Raw genomic sequence first — 19,056 nt, 5'->3', positions numbered from 1 at the left:
TGCCAATAAATAATGTGCCAATAAACAATGTGCCAATGGAATAATTTGCACATTAATACATTAGCACATTGACACATTTGCACATTAACACATTAGCACATTAACACATTAGCAAATTGATACATTACATTCGCACATTAGCAAATTAAATAAGAATGGCAAAGAGAATTGTTATTTTAGGAGCCGGCGAAAGCGGCACAGGCGCTGCCGTACTGGCAAAGAAACAAGGGTTCGACACTTTTGTTTCAGACATGTCGTCGATAAAGGACAAGTACAAGACAGTCCTGGACGAGAGAAACATCCCCTGGGAAGAGGGACAACACACGGAAGAGTTGATTCTGAATGCAGATGAAATTATCAAAAGTCCGGGTATTCCGAACAATGCCCCTATCATCCTGAAACTGAAAGCACAAGGAACACCCGTTATCTCTGAGATAGAATTTGCAGGCAGATACACGCACGCCAAAATGATTTGTATCACAGGAAGCAACGGAAAGACTACCACCACCTCACTCATTTACCATATTTTTAAAAAGGCAGGACTCAATGTAGGACTTGCCGGAAACATCGGACAAAGCCTTGCCTATCAGGTGGCGGAATGCAACTTTGATTACTATGTCATCGAACTGAGCAGCTTCCAGCTGGACAATATGTATAAGTTCCATGCAAACATCGCCGTATTGATGAACATCACGCCCGACCATCTGGACCGCTACGACTACAAGATGCAGAACTACATTGATGCCAAATTCCGCATCATACAGAATCAGACCGACGATGATGCTTTCATCTTTTGGAACGATGACCCCATCATCCAGAAAGAGCTGCATAAGTACGGCATACACGGCCAATATTATCCTTTCGCCGAAAAGCGCGAAGAGGGATTGGCGGCATTCACGGAGGAAAACAAAATCTATTTCACCAAGCCCATCGAGTTCAACATGGAACAGGAAGAACTTGCCCTGACCGGCACCCATAACCTGTTCAACTCCATGGCGGCAGGCATCTCTGCCAACATTGCCGGCATCCGGAAAAGCTGCATCCGCGAAGCACTGAGCGACTTCAAGGGAGTGGAACACAGACTGGAGAAAGTGGCACGCGTGCGTGGAGTAGATTATATCAATGACTCGAAAGCTACCAACGTCAACTCGTGCTGGTATGCATTGAAGAGCATGAAGACCAAAACCATCCTGATTTTGGGCGGCAAGGATAAGGGTAACGACTACAATGAAATAGCCGGCCTGGTGCGTGAGAAGTGCTGTGGACTGATATTTCTGGGACTGCACAACGAAAAGCTGCATGCCTTCTTCGACAGCTTCGGTTTGCCAACAGCCGACGTGCAGAGCATGAAAGATGCCGTAAACGCTGCCTACCGTATGGCAAAAAACGGCGAGACTGTATTGCTCAGCCCTTGCTGTGCCAGCTTCGACCTCTTCAAAAGCTACGAAGACCGGGGCGACCAGTTCAAAGAATGCGTAAGAAAACTTTAATTTTAAGTTGACAAGGTATCAGTTGACAAGTGAACAAGGTCCTGAACCGTTATTACTAAAGGTATTTAAAATCTTGTAACCTTGCCAACTTACAACCTTGTAAACTGCTACCAATTCAACGATATAGAGCCATGGATTTACTACGGAATTTATTCAAAGGAGACAAAGTCATCTGGATTATCTTCCTTCTGCTTTGCCTCGTGTCCATCATCGAAGTGTTCAGTGCCTCCAGTACATTGACTTACAAGAGTGGCGACCACTGGCGACCGATTACAATGCACATCATCCTGATGCTGGTAGGAGCAGTAGTCGTAGTCATCGTGCACAACATCCCGTGCCGGTGGTTCAAGACTTTTATCCTACTGCTACCCGTGTCATGGATATTGCTGATAAGTGTACTGGCCATTGGTGCACTGACCAACGGAGCACGACGATGGATTGACCTGGGGTTCATTCAGTTCCAACCTTCCGAACTGGCAAAAATGGGAACCATCATCACGGTAGCCTATATCCTGTCGCGCATGCAGGAAGAAAACGGTGCCAATTCGAAAGCTTTCCGATATATCTTGTACGTAACAGGATTTACATGCCTCCTCATTTTCACCGAAAATCTGTCCACAGCCGTATTACTGGCATTTAGCGTATTGCTGATGATGTATGTAGGGCGGATTCCTTTCCGCCAACTGGGAGCACTGGTAGGCATCGGAGCCGCCGCATTGTTCCTCGCCCTGGCCACCATCAAGTTTGTGCCGGCCGAAGCATGGGACGATATCGGACTGCACCGTATGGTGACATGGCAAAGCCGTCTGGACAATCACTTTGACACATCCGTCATTCCACCCGAAAAGTTCGACATCGATGCCGATGCACAAATAGCACATGCCAACATTGCCATTGCTTCCAGCGGCATCTTAGGAAAAGGACCGGGCAACAGTGTGCAACGCGACTTCCTTTCACAGGCCTTCTCCGATTTCATCTATGCCATCATCATCGAAGAACTGGGACTGGTAGGAGGAGGCATTGTAGCTTTTCTCTACATCTGGCTGCTGATGCGTATCGGACGCATCGCACGAAGCTGCGACAAGTCGTACTATGCCTTCCTGGTCATGGGCATCGGCTTCCTGCTTGTCACACAGGCCATGTTCAACATGCTGGTAGCGGTAGGCATCATGCCCGTTACGGGACAACCGCTTCCGCTGATAAGCAAAGGCGGTACATCCACCTTGGTCAACTGTGCCTACATCGGCATCGTACTCAGTATCAGCCGTCACATCAACGAACTGAAAAAGCGTGAAGCACAGGCTGCCGCCGAAGAACAGCAGGCTCAAGTACACGAAGCCGCCATTTCGCTGCTACAAAATGCAGCCGAACTGGCAAAAGAACAGGAAAAAGAAACAAAAGAAACGCTCTGAACGGTTGCCCTGCCGATGCCGGCAGGGCGATGTATTACGACAAACAAGAAGGTGACTTTCCGGCAAAGCTACAATAGCCGATTGGTTTCAGTGCACTAAAACTCCTGTTCTATAAAATTGAAACTTCAGTTTCAGTGCACTAAAACCAAAGTTTCAGCGCACTGAACCCCTCCAGAAACTACCTTACATACGAAAATGCTTCTGCATATCTTGTGCAGAACAGCAGCTTCCGATGCCCCATTCACCCTAAAAGCACACCTTCAGCCGGCAGTAGAGACTCGCATTTTCGGCTTCCAATCCCCTCCACAACGTCCCAGCAAGCATTCTGTAAAATTAGGTATAAATAATTTCGGAAAAGGCATAAATAGTTTACAAGTTTATTCCTAAATTTGCAGGAAAATACAAAGTGAAACATGAAAGAGAGTCTAAGAGTGATTATCAGCGGAGGAGGAACCGGCGGACACATTTTTCCGGCGGTATCCATAGCTAATGCCATCAGGCTACAGCACCCCGATGCCAAGATACTGTTTGTAGGTGCCGAAGGACGCATGGAAATGCAGCGTGTACCTGCAGCAGGATATGAAATCATCGGCCTGCCCGTGGCAGGATTCGACCGCAAACACCTGTTGCGCAATATCAGTGTGCTCATCAAACTGATGCGCAGCCAGCTGAAGGCACGCCGGATAGTAAAGGCATTCCAGCCCGATGTGGCGGTAGGCGTGGGAGGATACGCCAGCGGACCGACATTGAAAGTGGCTGGCATGATGGGCATCCCTACCCTGATTCAGGAACAGAACTCGTATGCCGGCGTCACCAACAAGCTGCTGGCAAAGCAGGCATCCAAGATATGTGTCGCCTACGAAGGAATGGAACGCTTTTTCGACAAGGAAAAAATTATACTGACAGGAAACCCCGTACGCCAAGGACTACTCCAGCATAACATGAGCCGCGAAGATGCCGTACGCTCGTTCCAGCTCGACCCGGCAAAGAAAACCGTCCTGATTATCGGCGGAAGCCTGGGTGCACGCACCATCAACAACTGCGTGATGCAGGGACTGGACAAAATCAGACAATCGGGAGTACAGTTCATCTGGCAAACCGGAAAAATATACATCAGCGAAGCGCGTGCGGCGGTGTCCCGTGCCGGCGAACTGCCGATGCTGCACACCACCGACTTCATTGCAGACATGGCAGCAGCCTACCGTGCCGCCGACCTGGTCATCAGTCGGGCAGGAGCCGGCTCCATCTCCGAACTTTGCCTACTGGGCAAACCGGTCATCCTGGTACCATCGCCCAACGTGGCAGAAGACCATCAGACCAAAAATGCACTGGCACTGGTGAACAAAGAAGCCGCCCTGTATGTAAAAGATGCAGAGGCAGGCGTGAAATTGCTGGATACCGCCATCGCAACGGTACAGCAACCTGACACCTTGAACAAACTGAGTACGAACATCGCCAAACTGGCTTTCAAGGATTCGGCAAACGTAATTGCCGGAGAAGTGTGGAAGCTGGCAGCAACATACAGAAAAGAACATGGACGTTAATACACTGAAAGCAGTATATTTTATCGGAGCCGGAGGTATCGGGATGAGTGCCCTAGTACGCTACTTCCTGTCGAAAGGCAAGACAGTGGGCGGTTACGACCGTACCCCGACCGAACTGACCCGGAAACTGGAAGAAGAAGGAGCCTCCATCCACTATGAAGACAACGTGGAAGGAATCTCCCAAGACTTTCTGAATGCACAGACTACACTGGTGGTATATACTCCAGCCATCCCTGCCGAGCACAAAGAACTGACCTTTTTCCGCCAGCAGGGTTTCGAAGTACAAAAACGTGCACAAGTATTGGGTATGCTCACCCGTACCGAAAGAGGACTGTGTGTGGCAGGTACCCATGGTAAAACAACAACTTCAACCTTGGCTGCCTACCTGCTCGACCATTCACACGTGGGTTGTAATGCCTTTTTGGGAGGCATCTCGAAAAACTACGGCACCAACCTGCTGCTATCGGATACGAGCGATTTCGTCGTTATCGAGGCCGACGAGTTCGACCGTTCGTTCCACTGGCTCACTCCGTATGCCAGTGTAATTACCGCCACCGACTCCGACCACCTGGACATCTACGGCGACCATGCAGCCTATGTAGAAAGTTTCCGTAAATATACATCCCTTATCCGTCCCGACGGTTATCTCATAGTGAAGAAAGGCATCGACCTGACTCCAGACGTACAGCCGGGAGTGACTGTCTATACCTATGCCACAAACGAAGGAGATTTCCATGCTACAAACATCCATACCGGCAACGGAGAAATCACATTCGACTATGTATCACCTTTGGGAAACATCAACGGGATCCGGCTGGGAGTCCCCGTCTATGTGAATATCGAAAACGGCATTGCAGCCATGGCACTGGCACAGATAGCCGGAGCTACTGCAGACGAGATAAGAGCCGCTATGCCCGGATTCAGAGGTGTAGACCGCCGGTTCGACTTCAAGCTGAAAAATGACCGGATAGTTTTTTTGAGCGACTATGCCCACCATCCGGCAGAAATACGTCAGAGTGTGTACTCCATGCGGATGCTGTACCCCGACCGGAAAATAACGGCAGTATTCCAACCCCATCTGTACACACGCACGCGAGACTTTTATAAAGATTTTGCCGACAGCCTGTCCTTGCTGGACGAAGTTATCCTGCTCGATATCTATCCGGCCCGCGAAGAACCGATAGCAGGAGTAAGCAGCCGGCTGATTTACGACCACTTGCGCCCTGGTATCGAAAAGAGCCTGTGCCATAAGGAAGACCTGCTGGATACCTTGCGAAACAAGAAACTGGACGTCCTCATCACACTGGGAGCCGGTGATATAGACAATTATGTTCCACAAATTTACGAAATACTGAAAGACCGATGATGAAACGAATTCTTATACTCTGCGTGCTGCTGGTGGTCTCCGCTTACTTGGCTGTAGCGGTCACCTTGTTTAATGCCAAACCCGCCGGACAGGTTTGCAGAGGCATAGAATTGACCATAAAAGACAGCATCGACTACGATTTCATCACACTGAAGGACGTCAATGCCCTCCTGAAACGGAAAGGCCTGTCGCCTGCCGACAAGCCCTTGGACAAAATCAACATACGCCAGCTGGAAGAAGCCTTATCACACCAGCCATTCATTGCCGAAGCAGAGTGTTACCTGACTTCAAGTGGAAAGGTTGCCATCGACATCTACCAGCGCATCCCCCTGCTGCGTGTGATGAGCAACAACGGCGACACATATTACCTGGACCATGCCGGACAAATCCTGCCGGTATCGGGCAAGCCAGTGCATGTAGCTGTGGCAACCGGATTCATCGACCGCAAATTTGCGCAAGACCAATTGTACCAGTTGGGCAAATACTTACAGACGGACGCATTCTGGAATGCACAGATTGAACAAATCAATGTCACTCCCCGGCAAGAACTGGAACTGGTGCCCCGCGTAGGCAACCAGATACTCTTTTTGGGAAAAGCCGAGGATTATCAAGAAAAATTCCGTAAATTGCAGACGTTCTATACAGAAGCGCTTAGCCAAGTAGGATGGAACAAATACGAACGGATAAGTGTAGAGTTTAATAACCAGATTATTTGTACAAAAAAAGAGAAGTAAGATATGGCAGTAACAGATTTTATAGCAGCGATTGAACTGGGATCAAGCAAAATCACCGGCGTTGCAGGCAAGAAGAATGCCGACGGAAGCATTCACATCCTCGCATACGCCAGCGAACACTCTTCTGATTGCATCCGGAAAGGCATTATCTACAACTTGGACAAGACCACACAATGTCTTGCCTCTGTCATCGGCAAGCTGGAAGAACAGTTGCAAGCCTCCATCAAGAAAGTCTATGTAGGCATTGGTGGACAGTCGCTCCGGAGCATCCGCAATACCGAGACCAAGCAACTGGATACCGAAGTGAAAATCTCGCAGGCGCTGATAGACGAGCTGATGAAGAACAACCGCGAAATGGCCCTGATGGACCAGGAAATGCTGGCTGTCGAACCTCAAGAATATAAAGTGGGCAACCAACTCACTACCGAACCCGTAGGTATCCCGACGGAACATATCGAAGCACACTATGTGAACATCATCGGGCGTAACACCTTACGGAGCAACATCCGCCAGTGTGTCCGCCAGGCGGGATATGAAGTGGCGGACTACCTGCTTTCACCCATTGTAACTGCCAACATCGTGCTGACAGCAAGTGAAAAACGTTCGGGATGCGCTTTGGTCGACCTTGGTGCCGACACAACCACCGTATCTGTATACAAGAACAACATTTTGCGTCACCTTGCCGTAATCCCGCTGGGAAGCAACAACATAACCAAAGACATCGCCAGTCTGCAAATCGAAGAAGAAGACGCCGAACAACTGAAACTGCGTTACGCCAGTGCCTATACCGAACCGTCGGAAGAAGAAGATATCAACCAGGAATATGCCATCGACGGCCGATGCTCCATCCGTGCCCGCAAACTGGAAGACATCGTGGAAGCCCGTACCCTCGAAATACTGGAAAACGTATGGAATCAAATCAAACTATCGGGTTATAGCAACGAACTGCACGCAGGCATTATCCTGACGGGAGGAGCCTCGCAACTGCCTAACCTGAACAAAGCATTCATAACAGTCACCAAGATAGACAAGATACGCATCGCACAAACTGGAAACATCGAACTGACGGACGACCATCAGGACATCACGCCTAACGGTTCACAAAACACCCTCATCGGACTGCTGGCTGCAGGCAAAGACAACTGCTGCAAGATAGACCCGCACAAAAGCCAGCTGAGCTGGATTCAGCAGCAAGAAGAAGAAGACGAGGCCCAAAAGAAAGCCGAAGAAGAGCGCAAACGTAAAGAAGAGGAAGAACGCAGAAAGAAAGAGGAAGAAGAACGCAAAAAGCAACTGGAAGCAGAACGCATCCGTCAGGAACAGGAACGTGCCCAAAAACGTTTACGCGAATGTGAAGCATTGATAAGCGAAGCCAAACGACTGGCAGAACGCAAGAAATACAAAGACGCCCTTAGTAAACTGGAAGAGGCGAAAAGCTTAAAAGTGGCTGATAAAGAAGCAGAACTGGATGACTTGTATCAGACCATAAACAAGCAGAAATCGGAAAATACGCCGTTCAAGAAACTGTTTAATTTCTTGAAAACCGAAGCGGACGAGATGATGAAAGGAGAAAACTGACAAACGTAAGAACTTAAAAAAAACCCAAAGATATGTCTGACGAAACGATTATGCCGTTCGACTTTTCGAACGGTGGTACACCCAGCATCATCAAGGTGATTGGTGTAGGAGGTGGTGGCGGAAACGCAGTCAACCACATGTATAGAGAAGGAATCCATGACGTTACGTTCGTGGTATGCAATACAGACAATCAGGCACTCAACGAGTCACCTGTCCCCATCAAGCTGCAATTGGGCAGAGAAGGCTTGGGAGCCGGAAACCGTCCCGAACGTGCCAAAGCCGCAGCCGAAGAAAGCATGAAAGACATCGAAAGCATGCTGAACGACGGTTGTAAAATGGCTTTCATCACTGCCGGAATGGGCGGTGGTACAGGTACCGGAGCCGCCCCCATCATTGCCAAGACCGCCAAAGACATGGGCATCCTGACAGTGGGCATTGTCACCATTCCTTTCCTGTTCGAAGGTAACAAGAAAATCGACCAGGCACTGGATGGTGTGGAAGAAATGAGCAAACACGTCGATGCCCTGCTGGTCATCAACAACGAACGTCTGCGCGACGTGTATTCCGACCTCAGCGTGATGAATGCCTTTGCCAAAGCCGATGATACCCTCTCGGTAGCAGCCAAGAGTATAGCCGAAATCATCACCATCCGAGGCAAAATCAACCTGGACTTCAACGACGTAAAGACGGTATTGAAAGACGGCGGTGTTGCCTTGATGAGTACCGGTTACGGCTCAGGCGAAGGACGTGTTACCCAAGCCATCAACGATGCGCTGCATTCGCCGTTGCTGAACAACAACGATATCTTCAATTCTAAGAAAGTATTGTTCAACATCTCGTACAGCACAAACAGCGACCTGATGATGGAAGAGATGAACGAAGTGCACGAGTTCATGAGCCGATTTGGCGATGATGTAGAAACCAAATGGGGACTTTACATCGACGACAGCCTGGAAAGCAAAGTTAAATTCACCATCCTTGCCACAGGATTCGGCATCAAGGACATCCCGGGTATGAACGATGCACTGAACAAGAAACGTACTGCTGAAGAACAGAAAAGACACGAAGAAGAAGAACGCATCCGGCAGATAAAAGAAAAACGCCGGGACGATTACTATACCAATGAACGCCGGAACGACAGAAAGAAGGGCAACTACAAGTATTACATCTTCACACAAGACGATTTGGACAATGATGATGTAATCAGCATCGTAGACACCACTCCGACGTACAAACGTTCGAAAACCGTTCTCGATAACATCCGCCAGCGCGCTACCGACAGTGAAAGTCTGGTACAGAAACCGCAGCTGAACGAAAACGGCTCTACGATGATTACCTTTAGTTAGGTACTAGGTTTTGGGTACCAGGTATCAGGTACTGGCTGACATAGGTTCTAAAATGTATCTAATACCTAGTACCTGACACCTAGTTCCTAGTACCTAAAAAACAACCAATTAAAAACATCATACACTATGGATTTATTCGAACAAATCAGCAATGATATCAAAGAAGCCATGAAGGCAAAAGACAAGGTGAGACTGGAAACCTTGCGCAACGTAAAGAAAGTATTCCTCGAAGCAAAAACCGCTCCGGGAGCCAACGACACACTGAGCGATGAAACGGCACTGAAACTGATGCAGAAGTTGGTAAAACAGGGCAAAGATTCGGCTGCAAGTTATACAGAAGCTGGCCGTCCCGAACTGGCTGAGGAAGAGATGGCACAAGTACGTGTTATCGAAGCCTATCTCCCCAAACAGCTTTCGGCAGAAGAACTGGAAGCCAGACTGAAAGACATCATTGCCCGTACAGGTGCCACCAGCGGTAAGGATATGGGCAAAGTAATGGGAGTAGCCACCAAAGAGCTTGCCGGACTTGCTGAAGGCCGTGCCATATCGGCAAAAGTAAAAGAACTTTTAAACTAACTTCTTAAACAGGCTCTGAGAGGGTGTATCAAAATAGAAATCGGCTTTCATTTTGATGCACCCTCAATTATTTTTATTCTTCATTTGCCTCCTTATATTCAGTAGGAGAGATTCCATACATTTTCTTAAATGCACTCGAAAAATGAGTCTGGCTGCTGAAGCCCACCGTATAAGCCACCTGGGTTACCGTAATGTCTTTCTTCTTCAACAACTCCGCTGCCTGAATCAAACGGATATTACGGATGAAATCACTGGGAGTCAACCCCGTCATTCCCTTAATACGGCGATGCAAATGTGTACGGCTCATTCCCACTTCCTGCGTCAGCATCTCCACACTGAGCATCGGATTATTCAGGTTTTTATTAATCACCTTCATAATACGGTCCATCAACATTTCATCGCTACTTTGTAAGACGATAGGGGCTCTTTTCCCTTCTTGAGTCGAACTGCCCGAATATTTGCCTTTCAAGCGGATACGGTTAGCTATCAAATTGCCAATGAGCGTATGCAATTCTTCCACACTGAAAGGTTTGCCCAAATAAGCATCCGCTCCTTGTTCCAATCCTTCTATCCGATTGGCAAATTCGGTTTTCGATGTAAGCAGAATCACGGGAATATGATTGGCAAATACTGCATCCGCGTGAAGATTATTAATCTTACGCCGTGAAGATTATTAATCTTACAGCATGAAGATTATTAATTAGGGTATCCAGTTTAATGTTCCCAATTTAGCCCACATTTTTGAGCTGTTTGGTGCGTACTGTAACCCAGTTTGTGGACATGTGATTATTAGCAAAAGTATCAATGTCCTTTAGTTTAACATTACATAAGCGCTCTTTGAAATTAAATGTCTTAGTGGCAGATTTGTTCTCTAGTTTTGCGTGTAACGGTATAAACAGGACAAAAGGAGTTATGCCATACAGTTTGTTTGGCGACTTTTTTTGTTTGAAAACACCGAATGTTGATTCAATGATATCAGAAGAGATGTTGCGTGATTCATAAATATCATTCAACTTCTCTTCCTGCTGTTTAAGGTATTCCAAAATCTTGATTCCAAACATAGCTCTACGGTTGTTTGCATTGCCTATTATGTGCCGCGTAATATAATTCTTGCATTTCTTACTGTTAGCAAGATTAAAGCCTTCTGTTTTACAGATTGTTTCTATGTGCTCAACAGCAGCAACGGCGGTCTTCAATTCAACCAATAGCTCCTTATAATCAAGGACAAAGGAGTATGCATCCTGCATTTCCTTTGGGAGGCTAGCAAAACAACCAAGCATCTTGTTGCCCCAATCAACCCATGAGTTCATATTCATGAATCTGGCAATACTACGCATATTGGGTGGTAAAAGATAAGCCTTGTCTGTAAGATGATATTGCAATCTGACCTTTCCAAGAATAGTAGTAAAGTTCACGAAATCAGGCTCGTTGCCATAAGCATGTTTCAAACATGTACCCATGGCATGACTGATGTCGATATGGTGCAACAATCCCGATTGCGAAATTCCGTTTGTGAGATTATGGGCCTGATCGCTGATTACATATTCAGGTTTAGCCCCGTTCTTCTCAATGGACTTTTCAATCTCTTGCTTGATGTCGTCTCCTTTAAAGCAACCGCAGGATTTCATGCTGACAACCGTAACGTCCTCATGCTTAAGAGGATGTCCGGGATGTTCGGCGGAAACGCCCAGAATCAAAAGAAGTTTCTCCCGATTGACCATAATACTTTCGTCAATGATATACGCAAACTTTTTATCAGTAGGTTTATTATCATTTTCGTAAGTGGATAATCCCAGCTTCTTCATCCAATTCTCTACGGTATTATAGCATGGAACCTTGCCGCATTTTCCTTCAAGCACTTCGTTGAAAATTTCCAGAATCTTAACAACGGTGCGGAGGCCGCAGTTGGTACGAATGTAAATCAATACACAAAGTTGAACAATCAGAAGAGAGTATCTATGTCCGGGAATATGTTCGATAACAATTTCATTTGTTCTTCGGTCACAGTCACGGTCTTTACGTCTTTTTTTTTAAGTTCCTTTCTCGCTTCTTTAAACTTAGCCTCTTTGGCTGCTTTTTGAGATTTCAGTTTGGCATTTTCTTTACGAAGACGTTTTACCTCTTCTTCCAGGGTCTCTTTATTGGATTTTGAATCTGATTTTTTCATTGTTTTCAGTTACTTAATTATTCTACTAAACTGCTAAATATCAATGAAATACACAAATTTTCAAAAAACTATTTTGCCTGCTAAAGTGTTAAATTTCAGAGCATAATATGAACAATAACAAGGGCGTTTGATACTGCTTTTTTAGGAACGTAGAACTGGACACACTAATTATTAATCTTACAAGAAACGCAGTTAGCAGACTGTTGAAACGTAGAGAAGTAAAAGCACAAGATTGATTAACCGGACACAGAAAAACAATCAATAGTCAACATGCATAAAATCGAAAAACGTAAACAAAAAAACACCATGAAACAACTGAAATCTTTTCTATTCCTGTTTCTGGCAAGCACACTTTTCTGGGCTTGCTCGGACGATGACACCGTAAACAAAAGCTTGTGGGGCGACTCGTATGCCCGTTTCGTACGCAACGCCATGACAGTAACCTCAACCGAGGGCACTGCCGAAGCCATCATCGACTGGCAACAATCAACCTGGGAAATCACTTTGGGAGAAGGCAATATCGTGACCAATGTAACCCCCACATCGGGCGGTGACAACAACGGTGAGCACCAATTTACCAAAGTAACCCTGACCTGTAATGCCAACACTTCGATGGACACCCGTACACAGGTTATCCGCCTGACCGACCGCAACGGGACAACCACCGAGCTGACCATCACCCAAGAAGGTGCGGGCGGCATTGCACTGACCGTAGACCCGGCGGTCAAATACCAGCCGGTAGCAGGTTTCGGCGGCATGTATGCAGTCAGCATCTGGGGCACTCCCACTATTACAGCCGATGAAATGAACAAGATGTATAGTCCGGACGGACTGGGATACTCCATCCTGCGCCTGATGATTTATGCCGATGAAACCCGTTGGGCAGATGACGTGGATGGTGCTAAAATCGCACAAAGCCACGGTGCCACCGTATTTGCCTGTCCGTGGAACATTCCGGCAGAATGGGCAGACAAAGTGGACGATAAAGATCATCTGAAGCCGGAACATTACACGGCATACGCCGACCATCTTATCAAGTATATCAATTTCATGAAACAAAACGGCGTGGACATCTATGCCGTTTCGGTACAGAACGAACCCGATATGGACTTTACTGCCTGGACACCGCAAGAGGTGGTAAACTTCCTGAAGCAGGAAGGCGCACGCATCCGCGAAACCGGTGTGAAGCTGATGTCGCCTGAAGCCTGCGGCTACCAGCCCGAATATACCGATGCCGTACTGAACGATGCAGAAGCCTTTGCGCAGACCGACATCGTAACCGGACACCTCTACCAAGGATTCATCGACTTAAGCAGCGATTACGTGAAAGGCCGCCACGACTATGTATGCGGACTTTATCCGCGTCTGGGAGGCAAAACCTGGTGGATGACCGAACATCTTTTCAACGACGGAGAGAAAGAAGAAGACCCGTCGATGTGGCAATTCCTTAACTGGGACTACAACTTCTCGCATCTGGCAAAAGAAATCCATATGTGCATGGACGGCTATTGCAGTGCCTACTTATACTGGTACCTGAAACGTTTCTATGGCATGATAGGTGACAACGACCCGCGCAGTCCGGTAGCCGAGGGTGAAATCGCCAAGAACGGATACATCCTGGCTCACTACGCACAGTATGCAACGAACACAACCCGTATCGCCGTGACTTCGGGAAGCGAGAACATCGATGCCACCGCATACATCAACGAGACAGGCAACGAAATAACTCTTGTCCTCCTGAACCAATCGGACCGCACACTGAGCATACAAATCCCGATGGACGGTATCAGTCAAGCTACTGCGGTAGAAACCAGCGAGACAAAAAATATGGAAACCATTGATGTCAACGTAACAGGAGAATCCGTATCTTTGTCCATATCCGGAGAAAGCATTGTCTCGGTACGGATAAAACTTTAACATTGAAAAGAACAAATATTTTGAATCATCATGAATGTACGTAAATCTTATCCCATGAAAGCTGCCTTGGCATTTGCTTTCGGACTGACTCTTGCCACTTCTTGCGGGAGCCAGCAACAACCAAGCCTAGACCCACAACTGATGGGTACGGGTAATCCTTACCTGCCCTTATGGGAACACTTGCCCGACGGAGAACCCCGTGTATTTGAAGATCCGGACAACCCGGGAAAACTTCGTGCTTACATCATTGGCTCGCATGACCTGCGACTGGACAGTTATTGCGGTGCAGACATCCGCATGTGGTCGGCACCTGTGGAAGACTTGACCGACTGGCGTGATGAAGGCCCGATATTCACTTACGAAACGGAAGGCCAATGGGACGTGATGTATGCACCCGACCTTGTAGAAATCAAACAAAAAGACGGTAAGAAAGTTTACTATCTCTATCCGCACAGCCGAGGTGCCAACCGCGAGGCAATGGTATGCAAAGGTGACCGGCCTGACGGTCCGTTTACTCCTGTCAACCTGAATGAAGACGGCACACGCACAGTACCGGGCAGCATTTTGGGCTTTGACCCGTCTATTTTCATCGAAAACATTTCCGACCCGAAAGACCCGGATTATGAAATAGGTTTCCGTGCTTACGGCTTCTGGGGCTTCCAGCGTTCACTGGCTGCCCAATTGGACCAGCATACCATGTATTCTGTACGGCCAGGTACCGAAATCATCCCTTATTTCATCCCTGCCAGCTTAAGATATGGCGAGATACGCGACCCGAAGGGAACAAAATATCCGGCACTCTACAAAGAACAGAAACCGGAAGATTTCAACTTCTTCGAAGCATCGTCTATCCGACAAGTAGGTAACAAGTATGTGATGATTTTCTCGGGCTATTCCGGTCCCGACTACGGATTGGGAAGCACTAACTCGACCCTGCGTTATGCCTTCGGCGATACTCCGTTAGGTCCTTGGCGCAGCGGAGGTGTACTGGTAGACTCGCGTGGTGTGGTACTTAACGAAGATGGCAGCAAGCTGCAGACCACCAATGCCGCACACAACACGCACGGCAGTCTGCAGGAAATCAACGGCCAATGGTATGTATTCTATCACCGTCCTCCTCGCGGATTCGGGTTTGCACGCCAGGCGATGGTGGCACCTGTCACCATCCAATGGGATGAAAAACCCGTGGCAGAAGGAGGCAAAGTAACCATTCATGGCTACGACCCGTATGCCCCCGACAGCATCTGGCAGGCGCAGGCAAGTAACGGAGATACCTATACCGGTGCCGAAGTTACCTCGGAAGGCTTCCAGATATTCGGAATGGACCCCTACAAATATTATTCTGCCGGCTACGCATGCTACTTGTCGAATGTAGGCAGCCAACAGGATGCATGGGACATCTGGAGCAACGATATGCCTATCAACGTAAACGGTGGCGACATCATCGGTTACAAATATTTCGGCTTCGGCGGACTGTACCAAGCTCAAAAAGGCCTGAAGCCTTTTGCCGGTTCCAAAGAGTATGACAAGACTTATTTCAACCTTTTCCTGACCGCTACAACCTCATCAGCCTTCAAAGTAAGCGTATGGCTGGACGGTCCATGGGACAATGACGTGTGGAAAGGCAAGAAAATAGGTGAAATCACCGTTCCGGCAGGTTCGAGCCAAAGCGAAGTGACCAAATTCACACTGGACGTGACTGATGCCGTAAAAACACTCGACAAGAAACATGCCATCTACCTGGTAGCGGAAAGCGATGCTGAAGGACAGGTATGTGTATTGCAGGGACTGGGATTCAGTGCCGATGAAAAGACTTTGGTTTATCCTGCTGCACCGGCTGTCAGCATCCAGGTCAATGGCGAGGAAGTAGAGTTGCCTACCGTTCCCGTCCGTTCTACCAATGCCAACGGTTATACGGGATACGACCAATACGAAGCGACTTATACGCTTCCGGAAGCAACAGAAAGCGTACCTCAAATCACGGCAGCTTCGAACAATCCGGATGTAAAGATTGAAATCACCCAACCGGAAACCAAAGACGGCAAGGCCATCGTGAAGTTCGACTACAGAGGTGTTGTGAAAACATATACTGTGATAATGAATTAATGTCAGTCAGGAGTTATACCATGCACAAATTAATGCCGCGTGAAGTATAACTCCTGAACAAAGTGATAACAGTTAACAGCCGCTGTGTTCAACCAATAAAACATGAAACATGAAAACACGGAAATTGATTTTAGCAATTGTATTTTCGGGACTGACGGCAATAGCCGGCTATGCCGAAGACTTGAAATTGTGGTACAGCCGTCCGGCTACGGAATGGACGGATGCCCTGCCTATCGGAAACTCGCGGATGGGAGCGATGGTATATGGCGGTACGGAACGGGAAGAACTGCAACTGAACGAAGAAACGTTTTGGGCAGGAGGACCACACGATAATAACAATTCCCTTGCCCGTTACGTGCTCCCTACGGTGCGCCAACTGATATTCGAAGGGAAGACTTGGGAGGCACAACGGTTGTGCGATGCCAATTTCTTTTCGGGAAAGAACGGCATGAGTTATCTCACCCTGGGAAGCCTTTTCCTTGATTTTACCGGACACAAGGACGCGACAAACTATTACCGCGACTTGAACATCGCCAACGCCACAGCCACTACCCGTTATGAAGTGGACGGAGTGACTTATACCCGCACGGCTTTCGCTTCGTTTACCGATAGCGTCATTGTGATGCGTGTGCAGGCAGACCGGAAAGGCGCTTTGGCTTTCCGGCTTGCTTACGATAATCCGCTGAAGCACGAAGTGAAAACCGAAGGCAACAAGCTGTCGGTGGTTTGCTACGGCAAAGACCAAGAAGGAGTAAAGGCAGCCCTGCGTGCCGAGTGCAGGATACAAGTGATTACCGACGGCACCGTAAGGGCTTCGGGCAAAACGTTGGAAGTATCGGATGCAGGTGAAGCTGTGATTTATATCGCTGCGGCTACCAATTACGTGAACTATCACGATGTAAGCGGCGATGCGGCGACACGTGCAGAAAACCGCTTAGCCCAAGCTGTGAAAGTGCCCTATGAAAAAGCACTGGCTACCCACACCGCTTACTACCAAAGCCTGTTCAACCGGGTACAGCTGACGATTGGCGAACAGACAGACGAAGTTTCCCGGAAGGAAACCGATATACGCATCCGCGATTTCAACCAAGGCAAGGACCAGACTTTACCTGTACTGCTTTTCCAGTACGGACGCTACCTGCTGATTTCGTCTTCACAACCCGACGGGCAACCTGCCAACCTGCAAGGCATTTGGAACCGCAGCGTAAACGCACCGTGGGACAGCAAGTACACCATTAACATCAATACGGAAATGAACTATTGGCCTGCCGAGACTACTAATCTAAGCGAAATGCACCAACCGCTGTTCGCCATGCTGAAAGACTTGTCGGAAACGGGAGCGAAAACAGCACGCGAAATGTATGACTGCCGGGGATGGGTAGCACATCATAATACCGACTTGTGGCGCATTGCAGGCCCGGTAGACTTCGCCGCTGCAGGTATGTGGCCCAGTGGCGGATTCTGGCTAAGCCAGCATTTGTGGCAACATTACTTGTTTACGGGCGACCTGACGTTTTTGCGGGAATATTATCCGATATTGAAAGGCGCGGCATTGTTCTGTCTGGATTTCCTTGCCGAAAACCCGAATACCCGCGAATGGGTCATTGCCCCTTCAGTGTCACCCGAACACGGTCCGGTAACAGCAGGATGCACAATGGATAACCAGTTGGCATTCGATGTGCTTTCGAACGCACTGCGCGCTTCCTTGGCTGTAGGCGACGAGACAAGTTTCCAAGACACGTTGCGGCAGACGATTGACCGCTTGCCACCGATGCGGATAGGCAAACACGGCCAACTGCAAGAGTGGACAGAAGATGCAGACAATCCGAAAGACGAACACCGGCACATTTCGCACCTCTACGGACTGCATCCCAGCAACCAGGTATCGCCCTACAGCCACCCCGAACTGTTCCAGGCTGCACATACCACGTTAGAGCAACGGGGCGACAAGGCTACAGGCTGGAGCATCGGCTGGAAAATCAATTTTTGGGCGCGGATGCTTGACGGCAATCATGCATTCCGCCTGATTAGCAATATGCTGCAGCTCTTGCCGAGCGATGCCGAAGCAAGCCAATATCCCGAAGGACGCACGTATCCCAACCTGTTCGACGCGCATCCGCCTTTCCAGATAGACGGAAACTTCGGCGCAACAGCAGGCATTGCCGAAATGTTGTTGCAAAGCCACGACGGAGCGGTACATCTGCTTCCGGCATTGCCCGATGTATGGAGCAAAGGTGAAGTGAAAGGCCTGGTTGCCCGCGGCGGCTTCGAAGTAACGATGAAGTGGGACAAAAGCAAATTGCGTGAAGCGGTCATTCTGTCGAAACTGGGCGGCACATTGCGTGTCCGTTCGTATGTGCCGCTGAAAGGCAAAGGCTTACACGAAGCCCAAGGTGAATGCCCGAACCCGTTGTATGCTCCCGCAGCCATCAAAACCCCGCAGGTATCACCTGAATTAGGCACTCCTGCCAAACCTGCCCTCCGCAAAGTATACGAATACGACATCGATACGAAACCCGGAAAGCGTTACCGCCTGATAATGGATAACTGATAATGGCTCGAAAGGAGTTAGAAGGAGTTAATGCCAATAGCGCAGAAGTATTGGCTTCTATCTCCCTCTAACTTCTTGTCGGCTAAATCGGACATTCATTGAGAAGCTGTTTTGAATTTATCGTGCGATGATTTGGGATGAGTTTTTGAGGCATTTCCGTTTCTGTGATGAGGAAGATAGCGGGCTATCTGACGAAGAACAGGAGCGAAAAGGACCAAAAAATCGCCCAAAGCACACACGAAAACAGATACATCAAGCCAAGAAAAACT

14 protein-coding genes are annotated in these 19,056 nt (G+C 48.3%); 11 read left to right on the top strand and 3 right to left on the bottom strand.

Features of this window, described 5'->3' with window-relative positions:
- Positions 1 to 155: 155 nt before the first annotated feature.
- The 8 genes from murD (at position 156) to B5F78_RS08590 (ending at position 10,046) form a co-directional block, all read left to right on the top strand.
- A complete protein-coding gene (gene murD / locus B5F78_RS08625) occupies positions 156 to 1,490 on the top strand; it encodes a UDP-N-acetylmuramoyl-L-alanine--D-glutamate ligase (protein WP_022038909.1) in 1,335 nt (444 codons plus the stop codon).
- A 131-nt stretch (positions 1,491 to 1,621) separates the two neighbouring features.
- Positions 1,622 to 2,902 (top strand): FtsW/RodA/SpoVE family cell cycle protein, encoded by a 1,281-nt coding sequence (locus B5F78_RS08620; RefSeq protein WP_087210483.1) that lies wholly within the window; start codon positions 1,622 to 1,624, stop codon positions 2,900 to 2,902.
- Positions 2,903 to 3,315: 413 nt separating this feature from the next.
- Positions 3,316 to 4,446, top strand: a complete 1,131-nt coding sequence (gene murG / locus B5F78_RS08615; RefSeq protein WP_022038907.1) for an undecaprenyldiphospho-muramoylpentapeptide beta-N-acetylglucosaminyltransferase — start codon at positions 3,316 to 3,318, stop codon at positions 4,444 to 4,446.
- Positions 4,436 to 5,812: a UDP-N-acetylmuramate--L-alanine ligase gene (gene murC, locus B5F78_RS08610; RefSeq protein ID WP_087406499.1), complete on the top strand. Its 1,377-nt coding sequence runs from the start codon at positions 4,436 to 4,438 to the stop codon at positions 5,810 to 5,812. Before murG ends, murC begins: the two co-directional genes overlap by 11 nt.
- Complete coding sequence (locus B5F78_RS08605; protein WP_087210477.1) at positions 5,809 to 6,546, top strand: cell division protein FtsQ/DivIB; 738 nt, start codon at positions 5,809 to 5,811, stop codon at positions 6,544 to 6,546. The genes murC and B5F78_RS08605 overlap by 4 nt, the downstream gene beginning before the upstream one ends.
- A 3-nt stretch (positions 6,547 to 6,549) precedes the next feature.
- Positions 6,550 to 8,124, top strand: coding sequence for a cell division protein FtsA (gene ftsA / locus B5F78_RS08600; protein ID WP_022038904.1), 1,575 nt, complete (start codon positions 6,550 to 6,552; stop codon positions 8,122 to 8,124).
- Positions 8,125 to 8,156: 32 nt separating this feature from the next.
- Positions 8,157 to 9,470, top strand: a complete 1,314-nt coding sequence (ftsZ, locus tag B5F78_RS08595) for a cell division protein FtsZ (protein ID WP_087406498.1) — start codon at positions 8,157 to 8,159, stop codon at positions 9,468 to 9,470.
- 126 nt (positions 9,471 to 9,596) lie between these two features.
- Positions 9,597 to 10,046: a GatB/YqeY domain-containing protein gene (locus B5F78_RS08590; RefSeq protein ID WP_022038902.1), complete on the top strand. Its 450-nt coding sequence runs from the start codon at positions 9,597 to 9,599 to the stop codon at positions 10,044 to 10,046.
- 73 nt (positions 10,047 to 10,119) lie between these two features.
- Here B5F78_RS08590 and B5F78_RS08585 read toward each other — a convergent pair whose 3' ends face one another.
- From B5F78_RS08585 to B5F78_RS08575, 3 genes are all read right to left on the bottom strand, one after another.
- On the bottom strand, positions 10,120 to 10,656 hold the full coding sequence (locus B5F78_RS08585) for a response regulator transcription factor (protein ID WP_241148259.1): 537 nt from the start codon (positions 10,654 to 10,656) through the stop codon (positions 10,120 to 10,122).
- Positions 10,657 to 10,774: 118 nt separating this feature from the next.
- Positions 10,775 to 11,971, bottom strand: coding sequence for a hypothetical protein (locus tag B5F78_RS08580; protein ID WP_239473423.1), 1,197 nt, complete (start codon positions 11,969 to 11,971; stop codon positions 10,775 to 10,777).
- A gap of 17 nt (positions 11,972 to 11,988) precedes the next feature.
- Positions 11,989 to 12,213, bottom strand: a complete 225-nt coding sequence (locus B5F78_RS08575; RefSeq protein ID WP_087406496.1) for a hypothetical protein — start codon at positions 12,211 to 12,213, stop codon at positions 11,989 to 11,991.
- A 306-nt stretch (positions 12,214 to 12,519) separates the two neighbouring features.
- Here B5F78_RS08575 and B5F78_RS08570 point away from each other — a divergent pair, with 306 nt between their 5' ends.
- From B5F78_RS08570 to B5F78_RS08560, 3 genes are all read left to right on the top strand, one after another.
- Positions 12,520 to 14,130, top strand: a complete 1,611-nt coding sequence (locus tag B5F78_RS08570; RefSeq protein ID WP_087406501.1) for a glycoside hydrolase family 30 beta sandwich domain-containing protein — start codon at positions 12,520 to 12,522, stop codon at positions 14,128 to 14,130.
- A gap of 141 nt (positions 14,131 to 14,271) precedes the next feature.
- On the top strand, positions 14,272 to 16,236 hold the full coding sequence (locus B5F78_RS08565) for a hypothetical protein (RefSeq protein ID WP_430746798.1): 1,965 nt from the start codon (positions 14,272 to 14,274) through the stop codon (positions 16,234 to 16,236).
- Between the two features lie 109 nt (positions 16,237 to 16,345).
- The gene (locus B5F78_RS08560) at positions 16,346 to 18,787 is read left to right on the top strand and encodes a glycoside hydrolase family 95 protein (RefSeq protein ID WP_087406494.1); all 2,442 of its coding nucleotides are present in this window, start codon (positions 16,346 to 16,348) and stop codon (positions 18,785 to 18,787) included.
- Positions 18,788 to 19,056 lie beyond the last annotated feature (269 nt).

Source organism: Bacteroides sp. An279 (genome assembly GCF_002159615.1).
Taxonomy (GTDB): domain Bacteria; phylum Bacteroidota; class Bacteroidia; order Bacteroidales; family Bacteroidaceae; genus Phocaeicola; species Phocaeicola intestinalis.
This window is presented reverse-complemented; position numbering and strand designations above follow the sequence as displayed.

Excerpts from the sequence above, each read along its gene's own strand:
- ftsA (WP_022038904.1), top strand. The coding sequence starts at position 6,550 with ATGGCAGTAACAGATTTTATAGCAGCGATTGAACTGGGATCAAGCAAA.
- B5F78_RS08620 (WP_087210483.1), top strand. The coding sequence starts at position 1,622 with ATGGATTTACTACGGAATTTATTCAAAGGAGACAAAGTCATCTGGATT.
- B5F78_RS08590 (WP_022038902.1), top strand. The coding sequence starts at position 9,597 with ATGGATTTATTCGAACAAATCAGCAATGATATCAAAGAAGCCATGAAG.
- B5F78_RS08565 (WP_430746798.1), top strand. The coding sequence starts at position 14,272 with ATGGGTACGGGTAATCCTTACCTGCCCTTATGGGAACACTTGCCCGAC.
- B5F78_RS08560 (WP_087406494.1), top strand. The coding sequence starts at position 16,346 with ATGAAAACACGGAAATTGATTTTAGCAATTGTATTTTCGGGACTGACG.
- murC (WP_087406499.1), top strand. The coding sequence starts at position 4,436 with ATGGACGTTAATACACTGAAAGCAGTATATTTTATCGGAGCCGGAGGT.
- B5F78_RS08570 (WP_087406501.1), top strand. The coding sequence starts at position 12,520 with ATGAAACAACTGAAATCTTTTCTATTCCTGTTTCTGGCAAGCACACTT.
- B5F78_RS08575 (WP_087406496.1), bottom strand. The coding sequence starts at position 12,213 with ATGAAAAAATCAGATTCAAAATCCAATAAAGAGACCCTGGAAGAAGAG.
- ftsZ (WP_087406498.1), top strand. The coding sequence starts at position 8,157 with ATGTCTGACGAAACGATTATGCCGTTCGACTTTTCGAACGGTGGTACA.
- B5F78_RS08605 (WP_087210477.1), top strand. The coding sequence starts at position 5,809 with ATGATGAAACGAATTCTTATACTCTGCGTGCTGCTGGTGGTCTCCGCT.
- murG (WP_022038907.1), top strand. The coding sequence starts at position 3,316 with ATGAAAGAGAGTCTAAGAGTGATTATCAGCGGAGGAGGAACCGGCGGA.
- murD (WP_022038909.1), top strand. The coding sequence starts at position 156 with ATGGCAAAGAGAATTGTTATTTTAGGAGCCGGCGAAAGCGGCACAGGC.